Origin of the sequence: Pleomorphomonas oryzae DSM 16300 (assembly GCF_000422965.1) — a bacterium.
Classification (GTDB): Bacteria; Pseudomonadota; Alphaproteobacteria; order Rhizobiales; family Pleomorphomonadaceae; genus Pleomorphomonas; species Pleomorphomonas oryzae.
In genome coordinates this window covers 146,722-170,144 of sequence record NZ_AUHB01000011.1, presented here as the reverse complement: position 1 = coordinate 170,144, position 23,423 = coordinate 146,722, and the positions used below count along the sequence as shown (strand labels likewise).

Annotated in this window: 23 protein-coding genes and 1 pseudogene; 16 read left to right on the top strand and 8 right to left on the bottom strand. The window is 63.7% G+C overall.

Going from position 1 to position 23,423, the window contains the following annotated elements; translation table 11 throughout:
• The first annotated feature begins 12 nt into the window (after positions 1-12).
• A complete protein-coding gene (locus G522_RS0118255; protein ID WP_026792279.1) occupies positions 13-543 on the top strand; it encodes a GNAT family N-acetyltransferase in 531 nt (176 codons plus the stop codon).
• Between the two features lie 717 nt (positions 544-1,260).
• Here G522_RS0118255 and G522_RS30530 read toward each other — a convergent pair.
• Positions 1,261-1,375 (bottom strand): annotated as a pseudogene (locus G522_RS30530) (IS5/IS1182 family transposase); the annotation flags it as partial.
• A gap of 111 nt (positions 1,376-1,486) precedes the next feature.
• Here G522_RS30530 and bla point away from each other — a divergent pair.
• The 9 genes from bla to G522_RS0118210 all read left to right on the top strand — a co-directional run bounded on the left by bla (position 1,487) and on the right by G522_RS0118210 (position 10,215).
• Positions 1,487-2,371 carry a class A beta-lactamase gene (gene bla, locus G522_RS0118250; protein WP_036839910.1) on the top strand — a complete coding sequence of 295 codons (885 nt, stop codon included), beginning with the start codon at positions 1,487-1,489 and terminating at the stop codon, positions 2,369-2,371.
• Positions 2,372-2,717: 346 nt separating this feature from the next.
• Complete coding sequence (locus G522_RS0118245; RefSeq protein ID WP_026792277.1) at positions 2,718-3,995, top strand: SLC5/6 family protein; 1,278 nt, start codon at positions 2,718-2,720, stop codon at positions 3,993-3,995.
• A gap of 78 nt (positions 3,996-4,073) precedes the next feature.
• A complete protein-coding gene (locus G522_RS0118240; RefSeq protein ID WP_026792276.1) occupies positions 4,074-5,483 on the top strand; it encodes an L-serine ammonia-lyase in 1,410 nt (469 codons plus the stop codon).
• Between the two features lie 151 nt (positions 5,484-5,634).
• Entirely contained in the window at positions 5,635-7,338 is a 1,704-nt protein-coding gene (locus G522_RS0118235; protein ID WP_026792275.1) for a sensor histidine kinase, read from the top strand.
• Positions 7,335-8,054, top strand: a complete 720-nt coding sequence (btsR, locus tag G522_RS0118230) for a two-component system response regulator BtsR (RefSeq protein WP_026792274.1) — start codon at positions 7,335-7,337, stop codon at positions 8,052-8,054. The genes G522_RS0118235 and btsR overlap by 4 nt, the downstream gene beginning before the upstream one ends.
• 116 nt (positions 8,055-8,170) lie before the next feature.
• Positions 8,171-8,539: a VOC family protein gene (locus G522_RS0118225; protein ID WP_026792273.1), complete on the top strand. Its 369-nt coding sequence runs from the start codon at positions 8,171-8,173 to the stop codon at positions 8,537-8,539.
• A gap of 85 nt (positions 8,540-8,624) precedes the next feature.
• A complete protein-coding gene (locus tag G522_RS29165) occupies positions 8,625-9,215 on the top strand; it encodes a hypothetical protein (RefSeq protein ID WP_051228793.1) in 591 nt (196 codons plus the stop codon).
• 127 nt (positions 9,216-9,342) lie between these two features.
• On the top strand, positions 9,343-9,777 hold the full coding sequence (locus G522_RS0118215; RefSeq protein ID WP_026792272.1) for a CBS domain-containing protein: 435 nt from the start codon (positions 9,343-9,345) through the stop codon (positions 9,775-9,777).
• Between the two features lie 81 nt (positions 9,778-9,858).
• Complete coding sequence (locus G522_RS0118210; RefSeq protein ID WP_026792271.1) at positions 9,859-10,215, top strand: VOC family protein; 357 nt, start codon at positions 9,859-9,861, stop codon at positions 10,213-10,215.
• 300 nt (positions 10,216-10,515) lie between these two features.
• On the opposite strand, the gene G522_RS0118205 is transcribed toward G522_RS0118210, so the two are convergent.
• Together G522_RS0118205 and G522_RS0118200 are read right to left on the bottom strand one after the other, a co-directional pair.
• Positions 10,516-10,872 carry a cupin domain-containing protein gene (locus G522_RS0118205; protein ID WP_026792270.1) on the bottom strand — a complete coding sequence of 119 codons (357 nt, stop codon included), beginning with the start codon at positions 10,870-10,872 and terminating at the stop codon, positions 10,516-10,518.
• 131 nt (positions 10,873-11,003) lie between these two features.
• Entirely contained in the window at positions 11,004-11,768 is a 765-nt protein-coding gene (locus G522_RS0118200; protein ID WP_026792269.1) for an SDR family oxidoreductase, read from the bottom strand.
• A gap of 97 nt (positions 11,769-11,865) precedes the next feature.
• Here G522_RS0118200 and G522_RS0118195 point away from each other — a divergent pair, with 97 nt between their 5' ends.
• Together G522_RS0118195 and G522_RS0118190 are read left to right on the top strand one after the other, a co-directional pair.
• Positions 11,866-12,759 (top strand): AraC family transcriptional regulator, encoded by an 894-nt coding sequence (locus tag G522_RS0118195; protein WP_026792268.1) that lies wholly within the window; start codon positions 11,866-11,868, stop codon positions 12,757-12,759.
• Positions 12,760-12,825: 66 nt separating this feature from the next.
• Positions 12,826-13,236, top strand: coding sequence for a DUF1801 domain-containing protein (locus G522_RS0118190; RefSeq protein ID WP_026792267.1), 411 nt, complete (start codon positions 12,826-12,828; stop codon positions 13,234-13,236).
• Here G522_RS0118190 and G522_RS0118185 read toward each other — a convergent pair.
• Both G522_RS0118185 and G522_RS0118180 read right to left on the bottom strand, forming a co-directional pair.
• A complete protein-coding gene (locus G522_RS0118185) occupies positions 13,233-13,661 on the bottom strand; it encodes a GNAT family N-acetyltransferase (protein ID WP_026792266.1) in 429 nt (142 codons plus the stop codon). The two genes, G522_RS0118190 and G522_RS0118185, sit on opposite strands and share 4 nt — an antisense overlap.
• Positions 13,662-13,812: 151 nt before the next feature.
• Positions 13,813-14,574, bottom strand: a complete 762-nt coding sequence (locus tag G522_RS0118180) for an alpha/beta hydrolase (RefSeq protein ID WP_026792265.1) — start codon at positions 14,572-14,574, stop codon at positions 13,813-13,815.
• A gap of 168 nt (positions 14,575-14,742) precedes the next feature.
• Between G522_RS0118180 and G522_RS0118175 the strand changes: the two genes are divergently transcribed.
• Positions 14,743-15,741 carry a cupin domain-containing protein gene (locus G522_RS0118175; RefSeq protein WP_051228809.1) on the top strand — a complete coding sequence of 333 codons (999 nt, stop codon included), beginning with the start codon at positions 14,743-14,745 and terminating at the stop codon, positions 15,739-15,741.
• Between the two features lie 356 nt (positions 15,742-16,097).
• Here G522_RS0118175 and G522_RS0118165 read toward each other — a convergent pair whose 3' ends face one another.
• Positions 16,098-17,744, bottom strand: a complete 1,647-nt coding sequence (locus G522_RS0118165) for an AAA family ATPase (protein ID WP_084633266.1) — start codon at positions 17,742-17,744, stop codon at positions 16,098-16,100.
• Positions 17,745-18,307: 563 nt separating this feature from the next.
• Here G522_RS0118165 and G522_RS0118160 point away from each other — a divergent pair.
• The 3 genes from G522_RS0118160 to G522_RS0118145 all read left to right on the top strand — a co-directional run bounded on the left by G522_RS0118160 (position 18,308) and on the right by G522_RS0118145 (position 21,244).
• Entirely contained in the window at positions 18,308-19,312 is a 1,005-nt protein-coding gene (locus tag G522_RS0118160) for an ABC transporter substrate-binding protein (protein ID WP_026792262.1), read from the top strand.
• Positions 19,313-19,414: 102 nt separating this feature from the next.
• Entirely contained in the window at positions 19,415-20,233 is an 819-nt protein-coding gene (locus G522_RS0118155; protein WP_026792261.1) for an ABC transporter ATP-binding protein, read from the top strand.
• 135 nt (positions 20,234-20,368) lie between these two features.
• Complete coding sequence (locus G522_RS0118145) at positions 20,369-21,244, top strand: ABC transporter permease (RefSeq protein WP_026792260.1); 876 nt, start codon at positions 20,369-20,371, stop codon at positions 21,242-21,244.
• 31 nt (positions 21,245-21,275) lie between these two features.
• Here the strand turns inward: G522_RS0118145 and G522_RS27515 are convergent, their stop codons facing one another.
• Both G522_RS27515 and G522_RS0118135 read right to left on the bottom strand, forming a co-directional pair.
• Positions 21,276-22,700 carry a sensor histidine kinase gene (locus tag G522_RS27515; protein ID WP_036839897.1) on the bottom strand — a complete coding sequence of 475 codons (1,425 nt, stop codon included), beginning with the start codon at positions 22,698-22,700 and terminating at the stop codon, positions 21,276-21,278.
• Complete coding sequence (locus tag G522_RS0118135; RefSeq protein ID WP_026792259.1) at positions 22,690-23,373, bottom strand: response regulator; 684 nt, start codon at positions 23,371-23,373, stop codon at positions 22,690-22,692. Before G522_RS0118135 ends, G522_RS27515 begins: the two co-directional genes overlap by 11 nt.
• Positions 23,374-23,423 lie beyond the last annotated feature (50 nt).

Below are 23,423 nucleotides of genomic sequence, written 5' to 3'. Positions count from 1 at the left end.
CCTCCTCCCGACATGGCAGACATCACCTTTCGCTCCGCCGAACCGAGAGACGCCGAGGCCATCGCCCATCTGCATGTGGTGGTGTGGCAGCAGACCTACAGCGAGCTCGCGCCGACCGAGGCCTTCGCCACGCTCGACGAAGCCCATCGCCGTAAGAGATGGAAGGAAAAGCTTGCCGCGCCGACGGACGGTCAGCTCATCCTCCTTGCCGAAAGCGATGGACGGCTGGTTGGCATCGGCGCGGCCGGCGCCGCATCCGAGCCGCTGTTCGGCAGCCGCGGTGAAATCAAGTTCCTCTACGTGGATCAGGATTTCCAGGGCCGGGGCATCGGTCGCCAGCTGCTGAAGCGCCTAGCTCTTCACCTGAGAGAGCGACACTACCCCGGCGCGGCATTGAGCGTGGTCGACGGCAACCTGGCAGCCATCGGCTTTTACAAAGCACTCGGCGCGAAGGTCATCGGCCGACATATCGACCCCGGTCCGATCTGGCGCTCTGAGAACATCATCATGGCGTGGGACGACCTCGGCGAACTGCTGCGCTAGCGCGCCCGTAAGTTTGGGTGCCGTATGCTATTCTAGTCACCGTTACGAGGAGTCGAAAATGAACGATCCTTGGGCATACCTGGACCTAAATAACAAAGACCTATCCAATGACGACCGTGAAAGGCGCATTCGATTTAAACGAACCATGGATACATGTTATCGAACCGGACGATATATGTGCTTTTTATGCGCAACTCTCGCTATTATTACTAATTTCGCGCTCCAAAAATACCTAACGCTCGATGCAATTAAGAATAATCCGATTATAATGGCCGCATGGCCAATGAATAAATCTATAATAGACGGATACACACAGACCGGCTTCGTTGACAGGGGCGATTTCAAAAGTTCAATTGCAGCTTATATTGTTTCAAATGACATCATAACGATCATATTTATCACTTGGATCTGTTTCGTATTTCTAATATCGATAACGAGACAAATTAATGTAAAACAGAAGGTGAGCAATAAAAAGTATTTTACAACTGTTTTGATATATATAATTATATTAATTGTTTCTTTCTATAATATTCCGACAGAATCTAAAAGTATATATGCGCCCTCTTACCAAGAGTTGCCCCTAGTATCTTCTTTTAAAGAGTCAATATTACTCATAATGACATACTTTTCCTGCGGCCCATTGTTGATAGATACTATCAGTAGAATCCAGTTTCTCCTAGGTAGAACTGCAGCATCGTAGATCGAGAGGGCAAAATGCCAAGCCCTTCGCTCCGCACGCCTAGGCCCGAATGGCCTTGGTGTCGTAGCCCTTGTCGGCAAAAACGACGCCCCGAACTTCAATAGAATCCGTGAGAGCATCGGCCTCGGAACACGGCAGCGCCGATAAATGCCAAACAGTTTTGTGAGTTCGCGCCCTATATCCGCCACGCCCCTCGGTAGAGTGGCGCCGGGGCTTTCAACAAACAGATTGCTAGAGGTATCGATGCGCGACCTTCTTTTTCTAGACCGCCGTACCTTTCTCGGCACCGCCGCCGGCACCGGTCTCAGCCTGATGCTGGCCAATCAGGCGATGGCCAAGGCGGATGACGAGTTCGCCAAGCTCGAGAAGCAGAGCGGCGGCCGGCTCGGCGTCGCCGCCGTCGACAAGGCCTCCGGCAAGCGCATCGCCTATCGGGCGGACGAGCGCTTTGCCATGTGCTCGACCTTCAAGTTCCTGGCGGCCGCCGCCGTTCTCGCCCGCGTCGACAAGGGCGAATTGAAGCTCGACAAGTCGATCGCCTATGGCAAGGACGATCTCCTCAGCTACGCCCCGGTCACCAAGGCGCACGTGGCCGAGGGCCATCTGACGCTCGAGGCCCTGTGCGCCGCCGCCGTCGGCGTCAGCGACAACACCGCCGCCAACCTCCTCCTCAAGGAGATCGGCGGCCCGGCCGGCTGGACGGCCTATGCCCGCACGCTGGGCGACACCACCTCGCGCCTCGACCGCACCGAGCCGGAGCTGAACAGCGCCGTAACAGGCGATGCGCGCGACACCACCACGCCCGCCGCCATGCTGGCCAACCTCGACACGGTGATGATCGGCGACGCCCTCAAGGAAACCTCGCGCGACAAGCTGGAAGACTGGATGGTGGCCGGCACCGTCACCGGCCCACTGATCAAGGCCGGGGTGCCGAAAACCTGGCAGGTGGCCGACAAATCCGGCTCCGGCGCCAACGGCACCCGCAACGACATCGGCGTCCTCTACCGGCCGAACACCGCGCCCATCCTGGCGGCGATCTACACCACCGGCTCGCCGCTCGACATGAAGGGCCAGAACAAGGTGATCGCCGACGCCGCCGCCCTGATCGCCGCCCGCTTCGGCGGTTGATGGGGCTGCGCCTCCACCAGCGCCCTCCCGCCCGCGCGGAAGGGCGCTGCGTCCCCGAACCATCACCCCGCAAGCCCGATGCCCAAGGAGGGTCGGGACACAGCCGCCCCCGATCGCGACGATGCCGGCCGCCGCCGGCGCGACCCTTTGCGAGCGGCGTCCGGCCGAATCGGGGACGGCGGACGGGCCCTAAGACGCGCGTCGGTCGCCGCTCGGCGCGCCGTTCGACCGTTCGATCTGCTATCCCGCCGTTCCGAAGGTTGCCCAACACCGGCCGGACCGACCTCGCTAGCCTCCTCCCACGACCGCGACCCCCATCGCCGTCACCCCACTGGGAGGAGATATCATGACCGACAGTTCAACCATCGACATTGGCCTGGAGCGGGCCGCACAACCGACCTGGAGCACCCATGACACGACATGGATGCTCGGACTGTTCGCCACCGCCATCGGCGCCGGCACCCTGTTTCTGCCAATCAACGCCGGCATCGGCGGCCTGTGGCCGCTGCTGGTGATGGCCGTCATCGCCTATCCCATGACCTATCTGGCCCATCGCGGCCTCATTCGCTTCATCCTGTCGTCGTCCAAGCCGGGCAGCGACATCACCGAAGTGGTCGGTGAGCACTTCGGCCCCACGGCCGGCAAACTCATCACCCTCCTGTATTTCTGCACCATCCTGCCGATCCTGCTGCTCTACGGCGTCGGCCTCACCAACACGGTCGAGACCTTCATGACCCATCAGCTGGCGATGGCGGCGCCGCCCCGCGCCCTGTTGTCGCTGGTGCTGTCGCTGGGTCTGCTCGGCATCGTCACCCTCGGCGAGCAGATGGTGGTGCGCGTCATGGGCTGGCTCGTCTATCCCTTCGGCCTCGTGCTGATCGGCCTCGGCCTCTATCTGGCGCCTGAGTGGAACGGGGCGGTGCTCGAAGCCACCCCCACCGTCGGCCACTTCAGCCTGACGCTGTGGCTCAGCATTCCGGTGCTGGTCTTCTCGTTCAACCATTCGCCGGTGATCTCGCGCTTCGCCGTCGCCCAGCAGCAGCATTACGGCCGTGACGCCGAGCCCAAGGCCCGCCGCATCGAGAAGGCCGCCGTCGCCATGATGGTCGCCGTCGTCATGTTCTTCGTCTTCAGCTGCGTCTTTGCGCTGTCGCCGGCCGAAATGGCCGCCGCCAAGGCCCAAAACATCTCGATCCTGTCCTTCCTCGGCAACAAGTTCCAGAACCCGCTGATGGCCTATCTGGCCCCGGCCATCGCCTTCGTCGCCATGTCGAAATCGTTCCTCGGCCACTATCTCGGCGCCCGCGAAGGCCTCAACGGCCTGATGAGCCAGGAGCTGGCCAGCCATGGCAAGGCCGTCTCGCCCCGCCTGCTCAATGCGATCAGCGCCGTGGTGATGTTCGTCGCCATCTGGGTCGTCGCCACGCTCAACCCCAGCATTCTCGGCATGATCGAGTCGCTGTGCGGTCCGGTGATCGCCGCCCTGCTGTTCATCATGCCGATGTACGCCATCGCCAGGGTGCCGGCCATGCGCAAGTACGCCCATCGGCCGTCCAACGTCCTGGTGGTGTTCATCGGCGCCGTGGCGATCTCCGCCATCTCCTACTCCCTGCTCAGCCTCTGAGAGCCCGGCTCTCCGGCCATCCCGGCCGGAGAGACCTTCAGCCGAGTCCTTCAGCCCCACGCGCAAGGGAATTCCGCCATGCTCAGCATGTTTGATCTCTACAAGATCGGCATCGGCCCTTCGAGCTCGCACACCATCGGCCCGATGAAGGCCGCCAACCGCTTCCTTGACGACCTCGTGGCCGGAGAGTGCCTTGCCGGCGTCACCGCCCTCGACGTCGACGTCTACGGGTCGCTCGCCCTCACCGGGCGCGGCCATCTCACCGACGTCGCCCTCATTCTCGGGCTGATGGGCGAACGGCCTGACACGGTGAATGTCGACGCCATCGCCGGCCTGATCCAGAAGGTGCGCAACACCCGGCGGCTCCCCCTCGGCCGCGGCGGTCCGGAGATCGACTTTCCCGAGCAGGCGATGACCTTCCACCGGTCCAACCTGCCGCGCCACGAGAATGGCCTGCGCATCCGGGCCCGCTGCGGCGAGCAGGTGCTCCTTGAAAAATGCTACTATTCCGTCGGCGGCGGCTTCATCGTCGAGGACGGCGAGCAGACCGCCGCCGGCCCCGATGCCACCGCCTTCCCCTACCCCTACGCGACGGCCGAGGAGTTGCTCACCCATTGTCGGCGGTCCGGTCTGTCGTTCGCCGGGCTGGTGCTTCAGAACGAGCTGTGCCTGCACGATGAGACGGAGATCCGCGACTATTTCGCGAACATCTGGCTGAAGATGCGGCAGTGCATGGAGCGCGGCATGAAGGCCGACGGCGTGCTGCCCGGCCCCTTCCACGTGCCGCGGCGCGCGGCGGCGCTCAGGCGGCGTCTGGCCTCGTCGGAAGCGCTCAGCCGCGATCCCATGAGCGTCATCGACTGGGTCAACATGTTCGCCCTGGCCGTCTCCGAGGAGAACGCCGCCGGCGGACGGGTGGTGACCGCCCCGACCAACGGCGCCTGCGGCATCGTTCCAGCGGTGCTGGCCTATTACAACCACTTCATCCAACCGGTCGACGACGACATCTGCCAGCGCTACTTCCTGGCTTCGGCCGCCATCGGCGCGCTGTTCAAGACCAATGCCTCGATCTCCGGCGCCGAGGTGGGCTGTCAGGGCGAAGTGGGCGTCGCCTGTTCCATGGCGGCCGGCGGCCTCGCCGAGCTTTTGGGCGCCTCGCCGCTTCAGGTCTGCATCGCCGCCGAAGTCGCCATGGAGCACAACCTTGGCCTGACCTGCGATCCGGTGGGCGGGCAGGTGCAGATCCCCTGCATCGAGCGCAATGCCATGGGCGCCATCAAGGCGATCAATGCCGCCCGCATGGCCCTCTGCCGGTCGAGCGAGCCGCTGGTGTCGCTGGACAAGGTGATGGAGGTGATGTTCGAGATCGGCAAGGACATGAGTTCCAAGTACCGCGAGACCTCGTGCGGCGGCCTGGCGCTGAAGGTCGCCGCCCCGACGCCCGAGGCGGCCGAACAGGTGTTCGAGGCCATCCGCTGGGCGCCCTGAACGAACAGAAGAACGGCCGGGAGACCAAACGGGGGACCGGTTCACCGGCCGGTCCCTCCAACCAATTGCAGCGGGCGGGGCGCCTGCCCGCCCGGCTATAGTGCACCGAACCGGCGGCGGGTTCGCGGCGCCGGGGCGGATGGATTTGGCGATGGACCTTCAGTCGGTGATATCCCTGTCGGTGGCGCTGCTGCAGCAGATGTGCGTCTACTTCGCCGTCGCCTACCTGCTCAGCCGGACCCGGCTGTTCATCCCGCTGACCCGTGCCACCATTCTGTGGCCGCACCGGCTGGCCTGCTATGCCATCTTCTCGGCCTTCTGCATCATGGGCACGCTGCTCGGCCTGCCGGTGGTCAAGGCCAATGCCATCGCCAACACGCCGGCCATCGGCGCCGTTCTCGGCGGTCTGTTGGGTGGCCCGGTGGTCGGGCTGGCGGTGGGCATCACGGGCGGCATCCACCGCTATCTTCTCGGCGGCTCGTTCGCGCTGGCCGCCGCGATCGACATCGCGGTGCAGGGCCTCATCGGCGGCCTGACCCACCGCTACCTGGTCCGGCACGGCAAGGTGAAGATGCTGTTCAGCCCGTCGCTGGCAGCCACCGTCATCGCCATCGGCATCCTTCTCGAATTGTCCATCGACCTCGCCCTGTCGCGGCCCTTCGACGAATCTCTCCGCATCGTGGCGCTGATCGCCCTGCCGGAACTGATCGCCAACACCCTCGGCGGCGCCCTGTTCATGGAAATCCTCATCGACCAGCGCGACCGGATCGATCGCCAGTCACGGGCCTTCTCGGCCAAGGCGCTGGAGATCGCCGCCCACGCCGACGGCGTGCTGCGCCAGGGCTTCAACCAGGAAAACAGCATGCGCGTCGCGCGCATCCTCTACGATCAGACGGGTGTCGGCGCCGTCGCCATCACCGACCGCGAGAAGATTCTCGCCTTCATCGGCATCGGCGACGACCACCACCTGCCGGGCACACCCATCACCTCGCCGCATACCCTCACCGCCATCGCCAACAACGAGGTGTTTTTTGCCGACGGCAACGAGGTCGCCTATCAATGCTCGATCAGTCCCACCTGCCGCCTCGGCTCGTCCCTGGTGATCCCGCTGGCCGGCGAGGACGGGCAGGTCATCGGCACCATCAAGCTCTACGAGCCCAAGACGCGCATCTTCTCCACCATCAACCGGACGCTGGGGGAAGGCATCGCCAAGCTCTTGTCCGGGCAGATCCTGGCCGGGCGCTACGAGCGGCAGAAGAGCCTGCTGCTGCAATCCGAACTCAAGCTCCTGCACGCCCAGATCAACCCGCACTTCCTGTTCAACGCCCTCAACACCATCCTGTCCATCACCTACGACGACCCGGCCAAGGCGCGCGAACTGATCGCTGACCTCTCGACTTTCCTGCGCAAGAATCTCAAGCGGCCGACCGAGGACGTGACGCTCGCCGACGAGATCGAGCATATCCGCGCCTATCTCAGCATCCAGCTGGCCCGCTTTCCCGACCGCCTCGTCGTGGAGTTCAACATCCCCGACGATCTGCTGTCGGCGCGTCTGCCGGCCTTCACGCTGCAGCCGCTGGTGGAGAACGCCGTCAAGCACGGCACCTCGCAGCTGCTCGACATCGGCCGCATCGCCATCCGGGCCCGCAAGGAAGACGGCGAATTGATCCTGGAGGTGGAAGACAATGCCGGCCTCTATCAGCCCAAGCCCGAGCGCGAGGGGCTCGGCATGAACATCGTCGACCGGCGCATCCGCAACCGCTATGGAGACGGCTCAGGCGTGACGATGAGCTGCCAGCGCGGCGTCGCGACGCTGGCGACGGTCCGCGTTCCCATGGAGGTCGTGCCCCAATGATCACCGCCCTGATTGTCGACGACGAACCGCACGCCCGCCAGGAGCTGCGCCGGGCTCTCGCGGAAGCGCCGGATATCGAGATCATCGGCGAATGCGGCAACGCCATCGAGGCGCTCGCAGCGATCGGCCGGCGGAAGCCCGACGTGGTCTTTCTCGACATCCAGATGCCGCAGATCACCGGCATCGAGATGCTGGGCCTGATCAATCACGGCAACATGCCCTACATCGTCTTTCTCACCGCCTTCGACGACTACGCCGTGCAGGCCTTCGAGAAGAACGCCTTCGACTATCTCCTGAAGCCGGTGACGCGCGAACGCCTCGACCTGACGCTGGATCGCCTGCGCTCGGATCGTCACACCCAGGATTTCTCCGTCCTGCCGGAAGCCAACCACCTGCGCCAGATCCCCTGCTTCGGCCAGCATGTGGTGTATTTCGTCAAGATCGACGAGGTGGAGAGCGTCGAGTCGCGCCTCTCCGGCGTCTACGTCACCGACCTTTCCGGCGAGGAACGGCCGACGGCCGTGCCGCTCAACCTCCTGCAGCGGCGCACGCCGTTGCTGCGCTGCCACCGCCAGTTTCTGATCAACGTCAATCAGGTGGAGAAGCTGCGCTACATCGACGCCGGCCTCGCCGAATTCGTCACGCGGCGCGGCCGCGCCATCCCCATCAGCCGCCGCCTGCTGCCGGCCATCAAGGACCAGCTCGGCATCGTCTGATATCCGGGCGGGAGCGCGGACAACCGTCACGCGGCCGCGAGATGTGGACCCTGCTGCGGAGCTTCGACCGGACGGAGTAAACAGGGCTATACTGCCAAGGCAAACCTGGAGGCGGCATGGCGATCCAGCGCATCGATCATATCCAGTTGGCGATGCCGGCGGGGCGGGAAGCGGCCGCGCGGGCGTTTTACGGCCGTTTGCTGGGCCTGACGGAGCGGCCCAAGCCGGCCCATCTTCAGGCGCGCGGCGGCTGCTGGTTCGAAGCCGGCGCCGTCAAGGTGCATCTCGGCGTCGATGCCGATTTTGTCGCCGCGAGAAAAGCCCATCCGGCCTTCATCGTCGACAACCTCGAAAGCCTCTGTGCCCAACTGGAGCAAGCCGGCTTTCCCACCGTCGCCGACCAGCCACTCGACGGTTACCTCCGGCGCTACGTCAGCGACCCCTTCGGCAATCGCATCGAGCTGATGGAGATCGTTCGGAGCTAGAGCCTCCGTGTTGCTCCGGCGCCTCGCTGTCGCCCGATTGCCAGGAAACAAAGGGGATCCCGCAATCGAACAACGAGGCCCTGTCATGTCGATCGTCCATGCGACCGCCCATTGGATTTCGAGCAGCAAGGCGGCTGTCACCGCCGCCGCGTCGCTGGTGTTCTGCGTCTTCTGGCTGGCCACGCCGGCCGAGGCCAGGGTGCCGGCCTTCAGCGCCGCCTGCCCCGGCCGCATCGACGTTCAGGCCGACAACGGCGGCCGGATCTTCATCAACGGCCAGCCGGCCCGGGTGAGAACCTTCGACGACCGCTCCTATGAAGCCCGCCTCGGCCCCATCGCCGTCTCGGTCATCGTCGGCCCCGGCGGTCGGCTCGACGTGTCCTCCAGGATGCGCGGCCCCGACGCCGTCTGCCGGGTGATGCCGCCGCGCATGCCGCCGCCGATTCAAGGCGGGCCGATCCCCGGCCGTCCCGGCCCCGTCATGGAGCGCATGGCCGCCGTCTGCCGCGACGAAGCATCGGCCCGGTTCCGCGTGCGTCCATCCGACATCATGACCAGCCTGCCCAGCCGCGACGGCCGCCGCTTCGTGGTGCAAGGCAGCTTCCGCGACCGCGGCCGCCAAGCCGTCTTCGCCTGCTGGTTCGACGCCAACGGCCGGCTGCAGCAGGTGCGGTAAGCCCGGCCGCCCGAAGAAAACCCGCCATGGCGGGAACATCGGGCCGATTGCCTGGTTTCCCTCCATCGGCGTCGCGAGAAACGACCTCGAACGGCTCGCGGCCCGATCCCAGACAGAGGAGGCCTTCATGCAAGTAAGCGAAGCGATGACGCGTGATGTGACCATCGCCAATGTCGAAGAAAGCATCGCCCAAGCCGCCCAGCTGATGGCAAGGCTCGACGCCGGCGCGTTGCCGGTGAGCGACAACAACCGCCTCGTCGGCATGATCACCGACCGGGATATCGCGATCCGTGCCGTGGCTCGAGGCAAGGGGCCGGAAACCAAGGTGCGCGACGTCATGACCGACGACATCAGCTATTGCTTCGCCGATCAGCAGATCGACGAGGTGACGCGCAACATGAGCGACGCCCAGGTGCGCCGCCTGCCGGTTCTCGATCGCGACAAGCAACTGGTGGGCATTCTCTCGCTCGGCGACATAGCCGTGGCCACCGCCGATGGCGTGGCCGGGCAAGCGCTGACCGGCATCTCCCGTCCCGGCGGCATGCACAGCCAGACCGGCTAACGGCATGAAACGTTCACCTCCGCCGGCATGCCGCCCTGCTATCGGGCCGGCCTGCCGGCGGCCGGATGAGGAGGCCGATGCATGCAAATCCAGGGCATTTACGCCGCGATCGCCTCGGCGAACATGGATGTTGCCGAAGCGTTCTACACCCAGCTCTTCGACCGTGAGCCCGACGATCGCCCCATGGATGGGTTGATCCAATGGCGCAACGTCGCCGGCGCCAACATCCAGATCTTCCTGGATAAGCTGCATGCGGGGTCCGGCAGACTGACCATCGTCGTGCCGAAAATGGATGACGCACGCCGATCGCTCCAGCAACTCGGCGTGAACCTGGTCGGTGAATCCCAAGGCGACTACGGACACATCGCCCAGATGAGAGACCCCGACGGCAACCACCTCACCCTGGCCGAGCCGCCCTCGCAGCCGTTCGAAACGTAGCGCCCTTTCCAGCGGCGGAGGGCTGCCAGATACAAGGGCGACGGTTGAAGCCCGTCGAGCCCGATAATCCGGCCTCGCCCTTTTCTGCCCGAGATCCTCTGCCTGCGCAGAGGAAGACAATCTATATATTTGTTTCTTTTATATAATTCTGCTTTCCTCTGCGTGGATATAATGATTCTGCTTTCCTCTGCGTAGATATAATTTTGTCTTCCTCTGCGCAGGCAGAGGATCTCAGGCAGGATGGAGCGATCGGCCCATATGGGTCTCCCGCCTCGGAGGGTCGATCGAGCGATGGAACGGCTAGATGCGTGGCTTGGTGGCTGGTTCCCGGCCGGAATCGCCGGAGTTCGGCTCGCCTTTCGGTTCGATGAGCAGCACCTTGACCTCACTCTTGGCGCGAGGACGATGCACGACGCCCTTGGGAACGATGAACAGCTCGCCGGCCTTGACGGTGCGCGGCGGCTCCCCCTCGATGTCCATCTCCATTTCGCCCTCCAGGACATAGAAGAAGTCATCGGTCGTATCGTGCTTGTGGAAGGGGTACTCGCCCATGAACTTCACGACCATCACGTCGTTGTCGTTATAGTCGGCGACCACATGCGGATCCCAGTGACTTGAAAACTGGCTCAGCTTGTCGTCGAGGTTGACTGGTTTCATCTGAACGTCCTGTGTCTGACTGGGAACGGAAATCGATCCCGTGCAAGGCTAGCTGCGACTAACCTTGGCACGAGACCTGACGCCGATCTTGAACGATCGTGCGCGCGTACCGGGGCCGTCCGGGCCCTACCTCACGCCAGCACCCGCTCGGCCGCCCGCATCATCGCCACAGCATCCACCCCCGCCGGAATGAGCATCGGACACGCCGGATCGGTCGCCGCCCGCCACACCGCCTCGGCCACGTCGACGGCGTGCGTCACCTCGTCCACCGGCTCCTTGGCCCATCTGGCGAACACGCCCTCGGCGATCTCGGAATAGGCGTCGTGGATGCCCGCCTTCATCAGCCCGCGGGCGTTGTCGCCGAACGAGGTGTCCGGTGCCCGGCCCGGCAGCACGATGCGCGCGCGGATGCCGAAGGGCTCCAGCTCCAGCGCCACGCTTTCCGTGAACGCATTCACCGCCGCCTTGGTCGCCGTGTAGACCGACAGGAGATGCAGCGGCGCCACCGTCACCGTCGAGGTCACGTTGACGATCACGCCCGCCTTGCGCTCGCGGAACTGCGGCAGCACCGCCTGCGTCATCGCCATGGTGCCGAGCGTGTTGGTTTCGAACAGCAGCCGCGCCGTCTCCATCGGCGTGCCTTCCAGCGCATTGAGAAAGCCGACGCCGGCATTGTTGACCAGCACGTCGATGGGGCCGGCCGCCGCGAGGCACGCGGCAATGCTTCCGGCATCCGTCACGTCGAGCGGCAGCACCTTCAAGCGATCGGAGGCCGGCAGAATATCCGCCTTCGGCTGGCGCATCGTCGCAACAACCGACCAGCCGCGACCCAAAAACAGGCGGGCGGTTTCAAGTCCAAAACCGGATGAGCAGCCGGTGATCAAGACCGTCGTCATGGAACCTACTCCTGATTTGTTGAGAGCTTCATCCTAGATTGCCAATGCCGGATCTGCTACGATGCATCGTCCAGAATCCTTTTATGAGCGTCCGGAAATGACCGATCCCCTCGCCGAGGTCGTCACCCTTCTCCAGCCCAGCGCCTCCTTCTCCAAGCTGGTCGAGGCGGCGGGCGCCTGGCGCGTGCGGCGGGTCGAGGAGGGCCGCCCCTTCTATGCCGCCATCCTCGAGGGCAGCTGCCTTCTGACGGTCGACGGCCAGCCGCCAATCGTCGTCGAGAAGGGCGACTTCGTGCTGATCCCCTCGGTCAACGACTTCTCCACCTCCAGCGTCGAACCGCCGCCCGAGGGTGTGGTGACCCTGCCGCTGGAGATCGGCCCGCGGCGCTTCCGGCTCGGCCGGCCGGACGGGCCGACCGACGCGCGGATGGCCATCGGCTACTGCACCTTCCGCTCGGCCGATGCCGACCTGCTGCTGTCGCTGTTGCCGCGCTTCATTCACGTGCGGGGCGAGCCGCGCCTTGCCACGCTGGTCGAACTGGTGGACGAGGAGGCGCGCGCTGTCCGCCCGGCCCGCGACGTCATCCTCACCCACCTTCTGGAAGTGCTGCTGATCGAGGCGCTGCGCGCCATCGGACGCAGCAGCCCCACCCCCGGCCTGATCAACGGCCTTGCCGACGAGCGCCTCGCCGTGGCGCTGCGCCGCCTGCACGAGGACCCGACGCGCACCTGGACGGTGCCGGAGCTCGCCCGGGAAGCCGGCCTCTCCCGCAGCGTCTTCTTCGAGCGCTTCCGCCGCGTCGTCGGCCTGTCGCCGATGGACTACCTCCTCGCCTGGCGCATGGCGCTGGCCAAGGATCTCCTGCGCCGCGAGGAAGCCGGCGTCGCCGAGGTCGCCGAACGCGTCGGCTACGCCTCCGCCAGCACCTTCACCATCGCCTTCTCAAGGCACGTCGGCGTGCCGCCGGCGAGATACGCGCGAGGAATCTAAGGGGGATTGCGTACCAGCCGGGACGCGATGCATGCTGCCACCGCCGCGTGCACCGGAGGACCTGCCATGACCGATCAAGACTCGCCGTCCGCCCAGATCGACTTGAAGCTCGAAAGGCTCGGCGACTGGCGGGGCGAAGCGCTGAAAAGGATGCGCGGCCTGATCCGCGAGGCCGATCCCGACGTCGTCGAGGCCGTGAAATGGGCCAAGCCCACCAACCCCTCGGGCGTACCGACCTGGGAGCACGCCGGCATCATCTGCACCGGCGAGGTCTACAAGACCTACGTCAAGCTGACCTTCGCCCAGGGCGCCGCCCTGCCCGACCCCTCGGGCCTGTTCAACGCCGGCCTCACCGGCGGCACCCGCCGCGCCATCGACATCCACGAGGGCGAGACGGTGGACGCCGAGGCGTTCAAGGCGCTGATCGGCCACGCCGTTGCGCTCAACGTCGGCAAGCAGAAACCCCGGCGAAATTAAAGCAGCTTCTTCAGAAAGAACCGGCGAGGCGTGTGGGCATCTCCCTCAAGCTCGCCAAACTGCTCAAACCCAAATTTGAGGTAAAACGGCTTCGCCTGAAAGTCGAACGTGTCGAGGAACATGCCAAGGCATCCTCGCTCACGGGCAACTCGCTCTGCCTCCCGCATCAGCTCGGCACCCAGGCCTTTGCCTCTCAGCGCCTCCGGCACAATGAGATATTTGATGAACAGCCAGTTGTATTCGTCGCAAGCGTAGAGGCCGCCAATAATCTCGGCCGTATCGGGGTCCCTGAGAAGGATCCCAAGATCGGGCCGTTCCATCAGGTGAGCTGTGTGCCGACCATTGAAGTCCAGGAGCAACTTGAGGAGTTGCTCGCGCTCATCAGCGGTTGGCTCATCAGCGAGAATGTCGACGACAGGACGCATGGTCCAGACATGGCGCACCGGACAAACGGCGTCCAGTGATCTCTTTTACTTCTCGGCCGCGCCAATTGAAACCGCGGCCAGCACCTTCACGCGCGTTGCCCGCGGATGCCACCGCCCAGCACCTGCGGGCGATGGCATCGGTTGCCGGAAACTACTTCGCACCGGCCGCCGCTTCGATCACCGCGGCCACGTCCTTGGCGTGCGAGGCCAGCGAGGCATGGCTGCCCTCGACCGAGGTCACCTTGGCCTTCATCCGCTCGGCAAAGAAGGCCTGGGCGTGGGGATCGAGGACGAGGTCCTTGGCGCTCAGCACGTACCAGCTCGGCTTCTCATGCCACGCGGCGACCTTGGCCGGCTCATCGAAGGCGGTGTGGTTGATCGGCATCTGGTGCGCCGCCAGATGCTCGCCGATCTGCTTGGGCAGATCGCCCGCCACCGCGCTGGGGAACACGGCCGGATCGATCGTCAGGTAGCCCTTCGCGTCGGGCCGGATGGCCGCCACGCCAGGCGTTGCCGGGCCGCTGGCCGCCAGCGCGCTGATGGTCTCGCCCTTGTCGGGTGCAAACGCCGACACGTAGACGAGCGAGGCCACCTTGGCGTCGTCGCCGGCCTCGCCGATCACCACGCCGCCCCAGGAATGCCCGACCAGGACAACCGAACCATCCTGTGCATCGACCACCGCCTTGGTGGCGGCAACGTCGTCGGCGAGCGAGGTCAGCGGGTTCTTCACCGCCGTCACGTGGTAACCCTTAGCGGTAAGGATCGCGGCGACGCCATCCCAACTGGTCTCGTCGACGAAGGCGCCGTGCACGAGAACGATGTTCTTGATGGCAGGCTTGGACTGGGCCGAGGCCGGGGCAGCGCCCATGAGGGCGGTGGTGAGCATGAGGGCAGAGACAAAAAGGGCTTTCATTTAGAACTCCTGTGGGCGCGCATCGGCGCGGTTGCCTAATTCGGATAATCTGCAATGCTGTCGGTGATCGCGCCGGAAAGGCCTGGACTGGCCCCTCGCTCCGCGTAACCTGTTCTTTCAGCGAGAGAAGTTCTCGTTGAAGACACCGCCAAATTAGGGCTTTCCATGATGCATGACCATGACCGAGGCCCTGAATTGCATGCTCCATCGTCCAAAACTCAGGGCATGCTCGCCTCGCGCGTCGACCTGCTGTCGCAGATCCTGGCCATGGTCAGCCTGCATGGCGAAATCGTCTTCACCGCCGAGCTCAGCCAGCCCTGGGCGCTGCGCGTTCCGCCGGGGGCGGCCTATTTCCTGATCGTGCTGGAAGGCGGCCTGACGATCGCCAACGATCAGGGCCGGGTGCTTCAGGTGGCCACCGGCGATCTCATCATGCTGCCGCGCGGCGTGGGGCACGGCCTGAGCGATGGCCAGTGCACCACTGAGGCCGACCTTGCCACCCTGATGGCGGAGCAATTCACCGCCGAACAGCTCAACGTCTCTCACGGCGGCGGGGGCGCGCCGACCCGGCTGATCGCCGGTGCCTTTCATTTCGCAAGCGCGGCGGTGCCCTGGGTGGTGTCGGCGCTGCCGTCGGTCATTCACATTCCCAAGGCGAGCGGCGAAACCACCGGCTGGGCCGAAGGCCTCGGCTATTTCATGATGAAGGAAGCGCGCGAGGTGTATCCCGGCGCGTCGATCATGATTTCCCGGCTGATCGACGTGCTGGTGATCCGAATTCTCCGCAGCTGGGTCAGGATCGAGCAGGGCGGCAGCGTCGGCTGGCTGGGCGCGCTGGGCGATCCGCGCATCAGCCGCGCGCTCAAGGCCATCCACGACGAACCCTATCGGCGCTGGACTGTGCTCGACCTGGCCAAGGTGGCCGGCCTGTCGAGATCCGGCTTCGCGGCGCGCTTCACCGCCCTGGTGAAGGAGGCCCCGCTTGCCTACCACAGCCGCTGGCGGCTGACCCTCGCCCTCAGCCTGATGCGCCAGCCCGATGCCAAGGTCGGGTCGGTGGCAAGACAGGTGGGCTACGACTCCGAGGCCGCCTTCAGCCGCGCCTTCAAGGCGCAGTTCGGCTTTGCGCCGATGAACGCCAAATCGGCAATGGTGCAGGATCGATGAGGGAGAGATCGCGAGGCGCCCCCGAGGTCGCCGGAGCCGTGACGTCGACTGGGGTCCCAAGGCAGCCGTTCGATCCGCGACAAGGAGAGCTGGGCGAAACGGTGGATGCCGAAGCGTTCAAGACGCTGGTGCGGGACGCCGTGGCGCTCAATGTGGGGAAGCGGGGCCCGGGCGGAGGTAGGGCCGGTGGTACGATGAGGATGGTAGGCGCCGGCATCGGCTTCAGAAGATGAATATCTGAGCGTCCGCTATTGGCCGGCAGGGGACGGGCGGCTTCTGGGAAACCAAACGCGGATAGCGATCTTTCGCTTCCAGATAAGGATTGCTTCTGATTCAGGTAAAATTTGGCGGCACGTCTATCCGTTGATCACAGTTGATAGAGGAGCAAGCTTCAAAAGTAGCTTCTCGCGCAACGCCTCGTCCGAAGATATTCGAGCGACAGCCGCCGTCTCATAGTCCGCGCGGCCTTGAAACTTCAGCGCCTTCGCTATGGCACCGAGGATCTGCGAATGCCGAACCGGGTAGCGGGCTATGATGCCTTGAAGGTCTCGTGCGGCTATCATTTCTTGGAAACGCGCAAGCTCTGCAGGATAGGCGGACTGTCCAACGATCTGAATGGTCGGAGAGATCGTTGCGATGAGTTCCTCCCGCTTCGGCATCTGGGCAAGAAGTGCGTCGCGCACTTGCCGCTCGGCGAGCCGACCGGCCAGATGCTCTGCCGTTCCTTGCTTTGCCGCTGCGTCGATCCCCTGAGCAAGAACATCGGCAAGAAAGCCCGCCACCAATTCGGCTTGCTTCTCCTCATCTGCCTCATGGGTCGACGCCTGCCGCTTAGCGACAGCAGCTAGGACATCCGCGTCATAGTAGAGCGACTCCACCGAGAAAAATGGAAGCGGATAGATATTCTCCGCTTGGAACTCGCTGATGGTTTGCTCGGTCATACCGTCATTATCGATCAGGCCAAAGGCTTCTGTGCGATGAAGTCCGGTTGTCGAGTGGATGCCGAACACCGCATGCTGCACTTCCTTGCAACTGCCTTTCGGCCTGATCGAGACCTTTGGAAACAAAACGGAGTACATTGGAACGTCGAGGCTGCTGGCAGCGCCCTCGGTGAAAAGAACGCGACGCCTTGAACCAAGGATATCGGTGACGAGCCCTTCGGGAAGGTCGTCCATCTGATCAACGATATCGAAGTCCCAATGCGCCTTCTCCCCATCGGATTGCCAAGTGACCGACCGCACGATGCACACGCGCGACTTGGCGATAGATGTTGGTAAATCCAGCTCATGCGTGCTGATTACGAACTCGCAGTCGGGACGCGACTTGATAAGCGTCGCGATCAGGGGAATGACGATCAAACGATGAAGGTGCAACTCGGGCTCGTCGATCAAGAAAATCACGCCCGGCTTCGCCGAGATCACCTCCGCGATCAGTATGAGCGCAATACGCTCTCCGTCGGACATCCGGGCATAACTGAATATATTGCCGCCTGACACTGCCTTGAGTTCATCGTCAGCTATGAGCATCTGGACGGAAATGTTGGCTTGCTCAAGGAGCTGGTTGACCTTATCGAGAGGGGACTCTCTAGATTGCAATTTGGCAATCGCAGCGGCTGTTATGACCGGGTCTGAATTTACTGCGATCGTGTTCGCGCAGTCATTCTTGTATTGGTGTTCCGCCGCCGTCAGGTCGTGAATCGCTTTCTCATTTCGCCGATTGCCAAAATTGTTTGTCCACCGGGACTCGGTTTTAATGTCCCAGTATGCCAGATTGTCCGTGAGATCCCTTCTGCTTTGGGGCGTGAGTGACAGGCTCTCACCATCGAAAAGAGCAGTCCTGCTCCCCGGCAGGTAGACTACGTTCGCCTGAGACTTTTGCCGGAGCCAGTTCATGAGGGCGGATTTGCCCGTCCCGTTGCGACCAACGATGAATACTGGGTGGCCGGATGCGACCATGAGAGTAAGAGTTGATCCTGCCGGACCTGGTACCGGAAAATCTGTCATGCACGCCCCCCGGCTTAATAGCTTATGATATAGGGCAAGCAGGGCCTCATGGAAGGGCGCTTAGTGTGTCTTAAGTGCCTGTCCGATTTCATGTTCATCGTGGCTAGCCCCGAATGTCCGGCATGAGCGCAAAGCTGCCCCCTCACAGCCGTGACCAGATCAGCAGGTATCGCTCGCGTGGGATGCCAAACCAGCCGCTCAATCCGGTGACAATGCGAGCCATGCGGCACGGTGATGTTCCAGTCCCACCCGTCGGACATCAAGCACGTCCGCCCATCGCGCTCACTGAAAGCTCACTGAAAGCTTGTAGTGTTACGTACGTAGTTTAGCGGTCGGACTTAGCCTATCCGCTCTCGAAACAAAGAGCAGCCGATCGCTAGCATTGTGCGGAAAAGTGGGAACCGGTTTTCCGCGAAAGCAATGCAATACCAAGAAACAACAGCGTCATCCGGCCGAAGGGAAAAGAGGATCGGCAAGATGAGGCTTACACAACAAGGCCCTGGAGCGCCGGTCCGAGTCAGTCGGATCGAACGGCGCGCTAAGAATCACTGAGGAGGAACCCTATGTCGGCATTCAGCAAAGCTCTCTCGTCCACCGCCCTTGCGCTCGTCGCCGTTGCGTCCGTGTCGGCCGTTCATGCCGCCGACAAGATCACCATCGTCGTGGGTGGCTATGAAAAGCAGATCTATCTGCCGGCGAAGTTGACCGAGCGTCTCGGCTACTTCAAGGACGAAGGGCTTGATGTGGACCTCATCAACGAGGCTGCCGGCGTCGACGCCGAGAACGAACTGCTCGCCGGCCAGGTGCAGGGCGTGGTCGGCTTCTACGACCATTGCATCGACCTGCAGTCGAAGGGCAAGTTCGTCGAATCCGTCGTCCAGTTCAGCCGGGCGCCCGGCGAGGTCGAGCTGGTGTCGACCAAGCATCCCGAGATCAAGTCGCCCGCCGACTTCAAGGGCAAGAACCTCGGCGTGACCGGGCTCGGCTCGTCCACCAACTTCCTGACCCAGTATATGGCGGTCAAGTCCGGCGTGAAGCTCGGCGAATTCACCTCGGTGCCCGTCGGCGCCGGCGACACCTTCATCGCCGCCATGCAGCAGGACCAGATCCAGGCCGGCATGACCACCGAGCCGACCATCACCCGCCTGCTGAAGACCGGCCAGGCGGCCGTGCTGGTCGACATGCGCACCGTCGAAGGCGCCAAGGCCGCGCTCGGCGGCACCTATCCGGCCGCCTCGCTCTACATGGCCACCGACTATGTCGAGAGCCACAAGGACACGGCGCAGAAGCTCGCCAATGCCTTCGTCAAGACGCTGAAGTACATCAACACCCACACCGGCGCCGAGATCGCCGCTGAGATGCCGGCCGACTACTACGTCGGCGACAAGGAGGGCTATGTGAAGGCTCTCGATGCCGGCAAGGGGATGTTCACACCCGATGGCGTGATGCCGGAAGACGGCCCGGCCACGGTGCTCGCCGTCCTCTCCGGCTTCTCCAAGAACGTCAAGGGCAAGACCATCGATCTCACCAAGACCTACACGACCGAGTTCGTGAAGGCCGCGAAGTAACGCGTCCATTGTCACGGGGCGGCGGACTTCGTCGCCCCACCCTTTTCGTCGCGATCACACATGTCGCCTTGGTCCGTTCCGCGGGCCGAGGGAAAGGAACTCATGTCGACTCAAGCTTCCAACGCCCCCTCGGTCGAGTTGATCAATGTCAGCCGCCGGTTCGTCTCGCCCACGGGCAAGTCCCTGACTGCCCTCCACAATTTTTCCATGCGCGTCGACGAGGGCGAGTTTGTCGCCGTGGTCGGCCCGACCGGCTGCGGCAAGTCGACGACGCTCAATCTCATCACCGGCCTCAACAAGCCGTCGGCCGGCGAGGTCCGCATCTTCGGCCAGCCGATCAACGGCATCGACCGGCGCATCGGCTTCGTCTTTCAAACCGACGCGCTGTTTCCCTGGCGCAACGTCATCGACAATGTCGTGGCCGGCCCGATGTTTCGCGGCCGTCCGAAGGCTGAGTCCTACCAGGTGGCGCGGGACTGGCTGAGCCGTATCGGCCTCACGAAGTTCGAGCATCACTATCCGCATCAGCTCTCGGGCGGCATGCGCAAGCGCGTCTCGCTCGCTCAGACCTTCATCAACGAGCCGAAGATCCTGCTGATGGACGAGCCCTTCTCGGCTCTCGACGTCCAGACCCGCGTGCTGATGCATGAAGAACTTCTGAAGCTTTGGGCTGGCTCGAAGGCGTCGGTCATCTTCATCACCCACGATCTGGAAGAAGCCATCGCGCTGGCCGACAAGGTCTATGTCCTGACCTCGGGCCCGGGGACGGTCAAATCCGTCTACCCGATCGGCATTCCGCGCCCGCGCGTCATGGCCGAGATCCGTTACGAGCCGCAATTCATCGACATCGCGCACACCATCTGGAACGACCTGCGCGACGAGGTCCAACGCAGTTACCGGCAAGCCGGACTGGCAGCGTGATACCGAGATGCATTGAAAATGACCTCGGTATTCCGTTTGCCGATTTCTCATGCCTCTGATGCAAATGAGAAATCGGCGATGGCTTCAGCGAGCGGATGCGTCAGCATCTTCGCGAGTTGGTATGAAAGGGCAACCATGACCGATATCACCCTCGAAGACCGATCGACCGTGCCGGTCGGCACCAGCGACGCCGAAATCGAGCAGGCCGCGCTGACCTCCATTCGCAAGCGCCGGCAGAAGGTGCTGTTCTGGCGCCTGACCATCCTCGTCCTGCTGCTGGGCGGCTGGGAGCTGTCGGGCCGCATGAACTGGATCGACCCCTTCTTCTATTCCATCCCGACCAGCATCGTCGCCCGCCTCTACGAGTGGATCACGGAAGGCACATCGGAAGGTCCGCTCTGGTACCATCTCTATGTGACGATGGAGGAATCGCTGGCCGGCTTCTTCTCCGGCGCCATCGCCGGCGTGGTCACCGGTGTCGCGCTCGGCCGCAACAAGATGCTGTCGGACATCTTCTCCATCTACATCAAGCTGATCAACTCGGTGCCGCGCGTCGTTCTGGCGCCGATCTTCATCATGCTGTTCGGCCTGGGGCTCGGCTCGAAGATCGCGCTCAGCTTTGTCATGGTGTTCTTCGTGGTGTTCTCCAACGCCTTCCAGGGCGTGGTCGAGGCCGACCGCAACATGATCGCCAACGCCATGATCCTCGGCGCCAACCAGTGGCAGCTGACGCGGCATGTCATCATTCCCTCGGCCATGAGCTGGATTTTCGCCAGCCTGCACGTGTCGTTCGGCTTTGCCATCATCGGCGCCATCGTCGGCGAGTTCGTCGGCTCGCGCTACGGCATCGGCCTGTTGATCAACATCGCCAAGGGATCGTTCGACGCTTCGGGCATGTATGCCGCCATCATCATCATCATGGCGGTGGCATTGATCGCCGAGTATCTGATGACCGCGGTGGAAAAGCGCCTGGCCAAGTGGCGCCCGGTGCCCCAGCACGACATGCACTGAATAGTCCAGGTCCGGCAGCCGGGGCGGGCTCTCAGGTGGAGTGACCTGAGGGCTCGTCCCCGGCGCTTTTCGCCTCTGGCAACGTCACCGTCGCTACCAGCCCCGTACCCGTAGTGCGCCGGCCAAGCGTCAGGCTGCCGTCGTGTGCCTCGACGATGTCCCGGACGATGGCGAGCCCGAGGCCGGTTCCTTCGGCGCCACTTTCCCCCTCGGCGCCGGAGCCGCGATAGAACCGCTCCGTCAGGCGCGGCAGGTCCTCGTCCGACACGCCGGGGCCGCTATCCTCGATCGTCAGCCTGACATGCCCTTCGTATCGCAAGAGATCGACGGCCACGGTTGCCCCGGGCGAGCTGTATCTCACGGCGTTGTCGACGAGATTGGCGACGATCTCGCGCAAGAGCGAGGCATGCCCCGTGACGACAAGGGGGCCGCCCTCGTCCTGGAAGGACAGGTCGATCTCCCTGTCGATGGCCACGGTCGCGAACTCTTCCAGCACGTCGCGCGTCAGTGCGGCGAAGTCGACATCGGCCTTCATCAGCAGGGCGCCCTGTTCGGCGCGCGCCAGGGACAAGAGCTGCGACACCAGTCGCGACATCTGGTTGATCCGGGCTTCCTGCGCCTCGAGGACAAGCTGCTTGCCTTCCAGGCTGGGCTCACGCAGGCCGTAGCTGGCCTGCGCCTTCAAGATGCTGAGCGGCGTGCGCAGCTGATGGGCCGCATTGGCGATGAACCGGCGTTGCGCGCCAATCTGCCGGCTGACGCGTTCGAAGGCGTGATTGAGGGCCGTTGCCAGCGGACGCAGTTCGCTCGGCAGGGCGCCGACATCGAAGGATTGCAGCTGATCCGGCTCGCGTTCCTCCACCTCGCGGGCAAACCGCAGCAGCGGACGCAGCCCCAGGCCGATGCCGACCGCCGACAGCAGGCCCGCCGCCGCCACCAGCAACAGCTGGCCTTGAATGGACTGGGTCCACAGGCGGTAGACCAGCCCATCGCGGCTCTTCAGGGTGCTTCCCACGATGACCACCGCGCTGGCATTGTCGCCGCCGCCGATGACGGGCTGACGCAAGGCAACCTGGCGCACCGCATGGGCGCGGAAGCTGGCGTCGAAGAACACCATGTGCAGGTCCCTGAGCGGCTCCGCCGGCAGCGCGACATCCGGGTCGCCGGCAATGAGCTCGCCGTCGGGCCCGCGCACCTGATAGTGGATCCGCTCGCCGACGTCGCCGTTCGAGAACACCGCCAGCGCCGACGGCGGGATCAGCGCCTCGATGCCGTCATCGCCCATGTGGATGCGTTCGGCGATGCCGGCGGCCGAGGCGGCGAGCAGGCGGTCAGTCAGGAGATCGGCGGTTTCGACGGCGTTGCGCCAGGTCAGATAGACGTTGATCAGGGCGAGAAAGATCAGCGGCCCGATCAGGCTGAGAACCACCTTGAGGCGAATGCTGTCACGGTGCACGGGTGGGTTCCGATTGCGTCAGGACATAGCCGAGACCACGCAGCGTCACGATTCCAACGCCGGTCCCTTCGAGCTTCTTGCGGACGCGATGGACGTAGATCTCCACCGCCGAGGGGTTCGCCTCGTCGTCGAGGCCGAATACTGCGTCGAACAGATGCGCCTTCTGAATGGGCTTGCCGCCCTTGAGAATGAGGGCTTGCAACACGGCATGCTCGCGCGGGGTCAACAGCAGCACCTCGCCGTCGGCGGTGAACTGGCTGGCGCCGAGATCGAGCGAGATCGGGCCATAGTCGACGGTGTTGGCGTGGTTGGTCAGCGTCTGCCGCAAGCGAGCCCTGATGCGAGCTTCCAGTTCGGTGATGTCGACCGGCTTGACGAGATAGTCGTCAGCGCCGAGGTCCAGCCCCCTGACGCGGCTGGAGATGGCGTCGTTCGCCGTCAGGATGATGACCGGAACCTTCCGGTTATGGCCGCGCAGGTTCTTGAGAACGGAAAAGCCGTCGCCGTTCGGCAGACCGAGATCCAGGAGGACCAGCGCGTAATCCTGCGTTCTGAGCGCCTCGTCGGCATCCTCGCCCGTGTAGACGCAGTCCACCGCGTAGTGGCTCTTGCGCAAAAGAAGCGCCAGCCATCTCGCAAGCTCGACATTGTCTTCGACCAGCAACAAGCGCATGCGCTAGCATGCTGCATGTGACGGCCGAGATGCAACTGCGAAACAATAGC

Excerpts from the sequence above, each read along its gene's own strand:
- G522_RS0118210 (WP_026792271.1), top strand. The coding sequence starts at position 9,859 with ATGCAAATCCAGGGCATTTACGCCGCGATCGCCTCGGCGAACATGGAT.
- G522_RS0118185 (WP_026792266.1), bottom strand. The coding sequence starts at position 13,661 with ATGCGTCCTGTCGTCGACATTCTCGCTGATGAGCCAACCGCTGATGAG.
- G522_RS29165 (WP_051228793.1), top strand. The coding sequence starts at position 8,625 with ATGTCGATCGTCCATGCGACCGCCCATTGGATTTCGAGCAGCAAGGCG.
- G522_RS0118215 (WP_026792272.1), top strand. The coding sequence starts at position 9,343 with ATGCAAGTAAGCGAAGCGATGACGCGTGATGTGACCATCGCCAATGTC.
- btsR (WP_026792274.1), top strand. The coding sequence starts at position 7,335 with ATGATCACCGCCCTGATTGTCGACGACGAACCGCACGCCCGCCAGGAG.
- G522_RS0118175 (WP_051228809.1), top strand. The coding sequence starts at position 14,743 with ATGCATGACCATGACCGAGGCCCTGAATTGCATGCTCCATCGTCCAAA.
- bla (WP_036839910.1), top strand. The coding sequence starts at position 1,487 with ATGCGCGACCTTCTTTTTCTAGACCGCCGTACCTTTCTCGGCACCGCC.
- G522_RS0118135 (WP_026792259.1), bottom strand. The coding sequence starts at position 23,373 with ATGCGCTTGTTGCTGGTCGAAGACAATGTCGAGCTTGCGAGATGGCTG.
- G522_RS0118180 (WP_026792265.1), bottom strand. The coding sequence starts at position 14,574 with ATGAAAGCCCTTTTTGTCTCTGCCCTCATGCTCACCACCGCCCTCATG.
- G522_RS0118245 (WP_026792277.1), top strand. The coding sequence starts at position 2,718 with ATGACCGACAGTTCAACCATCGACATTGGCCTGGAGCGGGCCGCACAA.
- G522_RS0118190 (WP_026792267.1), top strand. The coding sequence starts at position 12,826 with ATGACCGATCAAGACTCGCCGTCCGCCCAGATCGACTTGAAGCTCGAA.
- G522_RS0118205 (WP_026792270.1), bottom strand. The coding sequence starts at position 10,872 with ATGAAACCAGTCAACCTCGACGACAAGCTGAGCCAGTTTTCAAGTCAC.
- G522_RS0118235 (WP_026792275.1), top strand. The coding sequence starts at position 5,635 with ATGGACCTTCAGTCGGTGATATCCCTGTCGGTGGCGCTGCTGCAGCAG.
- G522_RS0118225 (WP_026792273.1), top strand. The coding sequence starts at position 8,171 with ATGGCGATCCAGCGCATCGATCATATCCAGTTGGCGATGCCGGCGGGG.
- G522_RS0118195 (WP_026792268.1), top strand. The coding sequence starts at position 11,866 with ATGACCGATCCCCTCGCCGAGGTCGTCACCCTTCTCCAGCCCAGCGCC.
- G522_RS0118145 (WP_026792260.1), top strand. The coding sequence starts at position 20,369 with ATGACCGATATCACCCTCGAAGACCGATCGACCGTGCCGGTCGGCACC.
- G522_RS0118240 (WP_026792276.1), top strand. The coding sequence starts at position 4,074 with ATGCTCAGCATGTTTGATCTCTACAAGATCGGCATCGGCCCTTCGAGC.
- G522_RS0118165 (WP_084633266.1), bottom strand. The coding sequence starts at position 17,744 with ATGACAGATTTTCCGGTACCAGGTCCGGCAGGATCAACTCTTACTCTC.
- G522_RS0118160 (WP_026792262.1), top strand. The coding sequence starts at position 18,308 with ATGTCGGCATTCAGCAAAGCTCTCTCGTCCACCGCCCTTGCGCTCGTC.
- G522_RS0118155 (WP_026792261.1), top strand. The coding sequence starts at position 19,415 with ATGTCGACTCAAGCTTCCAACGCCCCCTCGGTCGAGTTGATCAATGTC.
- G522_RS0118255 (WP_026792279.1), top strand. The coding sequence starts at position 13 with ATGGCAGACATCACCTTTCGCTCCGCCGAACCGAGAGACGCCGAGGCC.
- G522_RS0118200 (WP_026792269.1), bottom strand. The coding sequence starts at position 11,768 with ATGACGACGGTCTTGATCACCGGCTGCTCATCCGGTTTTGGACTTGAA.